Annotated in this window: 1 protein-coding gene; it reads left to right on the top strand. The window is 71.9% G+C overall.

Features of this window, described 5'->3' with window-relative positions:
• On the top strand, positions 1-7,032 hold a 7,032-nt coding region (locus AC0680_RS37775), incomplete at both ends, for an amino acid adenylation domain-containing protein (protein ID WP_478637565.1).

Raw genomic sequence — 7,032 nt, forward strand, 5'->3', positions numbered from 1 at the left:
CACCAGTTGGAGGGGTTGTCGGCGACGTACAACATTCCGCTGGTGTTGCGGCTGACCGGTGGGTTGGACGTGGCGGCGCTGGGTGCGGCGGTCGCCGATGTGGTGGGTCGGCACGAGAGTCTGCGGACGGTCTTCCCGGATGTGGACGGCGTGCCCGAGCAGCGCATCCTGGATGCGGCCGAGGCGGATTTCGGCTGGGAGGTCGTCGACGCCACCGGATGGACGGAACAGCAGCGAGACGACGCCGTCGGCGAGCGAGGTCGGCACGGGTTCGACCTGGCCGCCGACACCCCCTTCCGCGCGACGCTCTTCGCGGTCTCGGCCACCGAGTACCGGCTGGTGCTCGTCATGCACCACATCGCGGGCGACGGATGGTCGCTGGCGCCGCTGCTGCGCGACCTGTGGGCCGCGTACGCAGCACGCACCACGGGCGACGCGCCCAGCTGGGAGCCGCTGCCGGTCCAGTACGCCGACTACACGCTCTGGCAGCACGAACTCCTCGGCGAGGAAGCGGATGCGAGCAGTGAGCTCCGCCGGCAGATGCGGTTCTGGGAGCGGACGCTGGCCGAGCTTCCCAGCAGGCTGGAGCTTCCCACGGACCGGCCGTACCCGGCGGAGGCCGATCAGCGCGGCGGCCGGGTCGTCGTCGACCTGCCCGTGGAGTTCCAGGAGCTGGTGCAGCGGGTCGCGCAGGAGCGCGATGCCACGACGTTCATGGTGATGTCGGCGGCGTTGTCGGTGCTGTTGTCGCGGTTGAGCGGCAGTGCGGATGTGGCGTTCGGTGTGCCGACGGCGGGCCGTGGGCGGTCCGAGTTCGACGAGATGGTCGGGTTCTTCGTCAACACGCTGGTGCTGCGTACACAGGTGTCGGGTGAGCAGAGCTTCGGTGAGCTGCTGGGGCAGGTCCGCGAGCGGAGCCTGGACGCCTTCGCGCACCAGGACGTGCCCTTCGACGCCCTGGTGGACCGGCTCAACCCCGTCCGCACCCAGGCACACCACCCGCTGATCCAGGTGCTGTTCGCCTGGCAGAACAACACGCTGCCCGACATCTCGGTGCCGGGACTCGGCATCGACATCGCGTCGGTCGACATCGAAGCCGCCCGGATGGACCTGGCGTTCAGCCTGCGTGAGCGGTTCGACGACGCCGGCCGGCCCGCGGGCATCGGCGGTGTCGTCGAATACCGCACCGACGTCTTCGACGCCGGGACCGTCGCACGCATGATGGCGCGCTGGCAGCAACTGCTGACCGCCGTGGCCGCCGACACCGACCGGCCGTTGGCGTCGCTCGACGTGCTCGACGAGGGGGAGAAGGCCCAGCTGGACGTGCTGGGCAACCGGGCGGTGCTGTCGGAGCCGGCGGCGGGCACGTCGGTTCCCGAGCTGTTCGCCACTCAGGTACGGCGGACTCCGGACGCCGTGGCGGTGGTGTTCGAGGGCCGGTCGTGGACGTACCGGGAGCTGGACGAGGAATCGTCGCGGCTCGCGCACCTGCTGTCCGGCCGCGGTGCGGGTGCCGGGGACGTGGTCGCGCTGCTGCTGCCGCGTTCGCAGCACACGGTGATCGCGATCCTGGCGGTGCTGAAGCTGGGTGCGGCGTATCTGCCGCTCGATGTGAACAACCCGGACGAGCGCGTGACGTTCGTGCTCGACGACGCCGCGCCGGTGGCCGTGGTCACCACCCGGGAGCTCGCGGACCGGCTCGACGGGAGCCGGGCGGTGGTCGTGGACGTCGAGGACCCGGCGCTCGGCGACCAGCCGTCCGAGGCCCTGCCCTACCCCGACGTGGACCAGGCCGCCTATGTCATCTACACCTCCGGGACGACCGGCACCCCCAAGGGCGTCGCGGTCACGCACCGCGGTATCGCGGACCTGATCGTCACCCACCTCCAGCGGCTGACCGCATCCGGCGCCCCGGGCACCGGCTCCCCGCAGCCGCACGAGCACGTGTGGACCCTGTTCCACTCGTACGCCTTCGACTTCGCGGTGTGGGAGATGTGCGGCGCGCTGCTGAACGGCGGGCGCCTGGTGGTGGTCCCCGAGGAGGTCGTCTACGCGCCGTCCGACTTCCATGACCTGCTCGTCGACGAACAGGTCACGGTGCTGACCCAGACGCCGTCCGCGCTGGGACGGCTGTCTCCGGAGGGACTGGCGTCCATCGCGGTGCTGCTGGTCGGTGGCGAGGCCTGCCCGGCCGAGCTGGTCGAGCGCTGGGCACCCGGCCGCGCCATGATCAACGCCTATGGCCCGACGGAGTGCACCGTCTACGCCTCGATGAGCAAGCCGCTGGTCCCCGACGCGGCGGTGCCGATCGGCGCCGCCGGTTCGGGCACCGCGCTGTTCGTGCTGGACGGCGCACTGAGCCGGGTGCCGGTGGGCGTCGCCGGTGAGCTGTACGTCGCCGGACGCGGTGTCGCGCGCGGCTACGTACACCGTTCCGGCCTGACGGCGTCGCGGTTCGTGGCGAACCCCTTCGGCCCGGCCGGTTCGCGGATGTACCGCACCGGTGACCTGGTGCGGTGGAACCACGACGGTGAGCTGGAGTACGTCGGGCGCGCCGACGACCAGGTGAAGATCCGCGGCTACCGCGTCGAACTCGGCGAGATCGAGTCGGTACTGCGCGCCGGCCCCGGGGTGGGACAGGCCGCGGTCGTCGTCCGTGAGGACCAGCCGGGCCACAAGCGGCTGGTCGGCTATGTCGTCCCCGATGCCGACGGGACGGGCGCGCTCGACGGTGCCCGGCTGCGCCGACTGACGGGCGAGCGCCTGCCGGAGTACATGGTGCCCGCGGCGGTCGTGGTCGTGGACGCACTGCCCATGACGGTCAACGGCAAGCTGGACAAGCGCGCCCTGCCGGTGCCCGAATACGGCGACGCGGGCGGCTACCGGGCGCCGACCACCCCGGCCGAGGAGACCCTCGCCGCCATCTACGCGCGGGTGCTGGGCGTGGAGCGGGTCAGCGTCGACGACTCGTTCTTCGATCTCGGCGGCGACAGCATCTCGTCCATGCAGGTGGTGTCCCAGGCCCGGGAGGCGGGCCTGCGCTGCAAGCCCCGCGACATCCTGGTCGAGCAGACCGTGGCACGAGTGGCCCGGGTCCTTGGGCTCTCCGGCCCGGACGAGCCGCAGGGCGAGCCGGACGACGACTCCGGTCCCCTCACGGCGACGCCGATCATCCGGTGGCTCGACTCCCTCCAGGCGCCGATCGGCGAGTTCAACCAGACCATGCTGTTCCAGGCACCGCCGCAGACGGAGCACCGCGACGTGGTCGCGCTCCTGCAGGCGCTGCTCGACCGGCACGCGATGCTCCGGCTGAAGGTGGGCGACACCGCGCCCGGTCAACCCTGGAGTCCGGTGATCCCGCCGGCGGGATCGGTCGACGCCGCCCGCTGCGTCACCGTCGTCGACGAGTTCACCGACCAGTCCTTCACCGCCGCGCTGCGGCAGCTGGACCCGCACGGCGGAGCCATGGTGCGCGCCGTCTGGGCCGCCCCGGCGAAGCGCCTGATGCTGGTCGTCCACCACCTCGCGGTGGACGTCGTCTCCTGGGGTGTCATCCAGCGGGACCTCGCGGCCGGGTGGCGTTGCCTCGCGGACGGCCGACAGATCGCGCTGGACACCAGCGGCACCTCCTTCCGGCGCTGGGCCACGACCCTGGCGGAACACGCCACGTCCCCCGCGGTCGTCGACCGGCTCCCGGACTGGCAGCGGATCGAATCGGCCGCCGCCCTGCTGCCGACGCCACGTCCCGAGGTCGACACCTGGCCGACCGTGGAGCAGCTGTCGATGTCGGTCGACCCCGCGCTGACGGACGTGCTGGTGACCGAGGCGACCGCGGCACTGCGGATCAACGTCCAGGAGCTGCTGCTCATCGCGCTCGGCGCGGCACTGGCGCAGCAGCACCGGCACTTCGGCGCGCCCCTGCGGATCGACGTGGAAGGCCACGGCCGCCGCGACGAGGTGGGCACCGGGCTCGATCTGACCAACACCGTCGGCTGGTTCACCGCCAAGCACCCGGTCGCGCTGACCGCCGCCCCGCTGGACCGGGACACCGTCCTCGCCGGCGGCCCGGCCCTGGGCGAGTGGGTCAAGGACGCCAAGGAACAGCTGCGTGCCGTCCCGGACGGCCTCACCTACGGCCTGCTGAAGTACCTCGGCGACACCGCGGAGCTGCCCGGCGGGGACCCGGCGGTCGGGTTCAACTACCTCGGCCGCCGCAGCACACCGCAGACCGGTGAGCAAAACGGCGACTGGCGGATCCTCGGACCGCTCGACGCCCCCGACGCCCGGCGCTTCACCTCGCAGTCGATGCTGCTGCCGCACACCGTCGCCATCAACGCGGTCGTGCTCGACAACGGCGAACGGCCCGAGCTCCACGCGACCTGGAGCTGGGCCGGCGCACGGGTCGACCGCGCGTACATCACCGGTCTCCAGGCGCGGTGGCACGACGTCCTGGCCGGGATCGCCGCGTACGTGAAGAACGGCGGCGGCGGACTGACGCCCTCCGACGTCGTACCCGCATCGGTCACCCGGCAGCAGATAACCCGGCTCGAACAGGTCGTCGAGCCGGCCGACATCCTCCCGCTCACCCCGCTGCAGACCGGACTGCTCTTCCACCGCCGGTCCGACGGGGCCGAGCCCGCGGAGCTGTACACCGTGCAGCTGGGCATCGAGCTCACTGGTGCGCTGGACGCGGAGCGCCTGCGCGAGGCCGTGCACACGGTGATCGCCCGCCACCCCAACCTCGCGGCCAGGTTCGTCGCCGACCAGCTCACCGAGCCGGTGCAGATCGTCCCGAAGCACCCGGACGTGCCGTGGACCGTGGTGAGCGGCGACGCCGGCGACGACCAGGAGCTGCTCGACGCGGAACTGGCCGCCTGCAGCAGGCTGGAGGACGAGGCGCCGCTGCGCGTCCTGCTCCGCGTGACGGGGCCGGACCGGCACACGCTCGTGCTGTCCGTGCACCACATCGTGGTGGACGGCTGGTCGATCCAGATCCTGCTCCGGGAGATCTTCGCCGCCTACCGGCATGAGCCCCTGGCGCCCGCCCCGGCGTTCCGGACCTATGTCGAGTGGCTGTCCGCCCAGGACTGGAGCGCCGCACAGCGGCACTGGCAGCAGCTGCTGGCGGGGCTGGAGTCGCCGACCCTGGTGGATCCGGTCGAACGGTCCGGCGCCGCCGGGCGAGCGCTGATCCGAGCCGACCTCCCGGCGCACACCACCCGTGCCCTGGAGCGGCTGGCGCGGTCGCGGAACACCACCTTGAACATCGTGCTGCAGGCCGCCTGGGCGCGACTGCTGGGTGCGCTGACCGGCGGCCAGGACATCGTCTTCGGCACCACCGTCTCCGGCCGTCCGGCGGATCTGCCCGGCAGCGAAGCGGCCGTGGGCATGTTCATCAACACGATTCCGGTACGCGCCCGGATGACCGCCGGGACGACCACGGCCGAACTGATCGGCACGCTGCGGGACGCCTACCACGACGGACTGGACCACCAGTTCATGGCACTGGCCGACGTCCAGCGCGCAGCGGGTCACCAGCGGCTCTTCGACGCGATCTTCGTGTACGAGAACTATCCGCTGGAGGCGTCCGGCGGGCAGCTCGACACCGCGGAGCTGGGCATCCGGATCGCGTCCAGCCGCGAGTTCACGCACTACCCGATCGCCCTGCAGGCCTGGCCGGGCCGGCAGCTGCGGCTCCGCCTCGAATACCGCACCGACGTCTTCGACGAAGCGGCGGCGGAACGGATCCTGGCGCGGCTGGAGACCCTGGTGACCGCCATGGCGGCCGACGCCGACCGGCCGTTGGCGTCGCTCGACGTGCTCGACGAGGGGGAGCGGGCCCAGCTGGACGTGCTGGGCAACCGGGCGGTGCTGTCGGAGCCGGTCGCCGCCGTGTCGGTGCCGGTGCTGTTCGCCGGGCAGGCGCAGCGGACTCCGGATGCCGTGGCGGTGGTGTTCGAGGGCCGGTCGTGGACGTACCGGGAGCTGGACGAGGCGTCGTCGCGGCTCGCGCATCTGCTGGCGGGTCGCGGTGTGGGCGCCGGGGACGTCGTGGCGCTGCTGCTGCCGCGTTCGCAGCACACGGTGATCGCGATCCTGGCGGTGCTGAAGCTGGGTGCGGCGTATCTGCCGATCGACGTGAACAACCCGGACGAGCGCGTGGCGTTCGTGCTCGACGACGCCGCGCCGGTGGCGGTCGTGACGACGGAGGCGTTGTCGGACCGGTTGAGCGGGCATGGCGTCGCGGTGGTGGACGTCGAGGACCCGGCACTCGGCGACCAGCCGTCCGCGGCCCTGCCGTTCCCCGGTGCCGACCGGATCGCCTACCTCATCTACACCTCCGGAACGACCGGCACCCCCAAGGGCGTCGCGGTCACCCACGCCAACGTGACGCAGCTGTTCGCCGCGTCGCCACGGAAGTCCGAGCTCGCGCCCGGACAGGTGTGGTCGCTGTTCCACTCCTATGTGTTCGACGTGTCGGTGTGGGAGATGTGGGGTGCGCTGCTGCACGGCGGGCGCCTGGTCGTCGCCTCCGAGGACGCCGTCCGCTCCGCCACCGACTTCCATGCCCTGCTCGTGAAGGAGCGGGTCACGGTACTGACCCAGACCCCGTCCGCCCTGGGCCGGCTGTCACCCGAGGGACTCGACGGAGTGCGGACCGTCTTCGTGGGCGGCGAGGCGTGCTCGGCCGAGCTGGTCGACCGCTGGGCGCCCGGCCGAGACGTGATCAATTCCTACGGCCCGACCGAAGGCACCGTCTACGCCTCGATGAGCGCACCCATGCAGCCCGGCAGGGGAGCCCCCATCGGCTCGCCGGTACCGGGTGACGCGCTGTTCGTCCTGGACGCCGGTCTGCGTCGGGTGCCGGTCGGCGTGGTCGGCGAGCTGTACATCGCCGGACGCGGTGTCGCACGTGGGTACGTACGTCGTCCTGGTCTGACGGCGTCGCGGTTCGTGGCGAATCCGTTCGGTCCTGCGGGGTCGCGGATGTATCGCACGGGTGACTTGGTGCGGTGGAACTCCGGCGGTGAG

It is taken from the genome of Streptomyces sp. NPDC043738 (assembly GCF_056436545.1).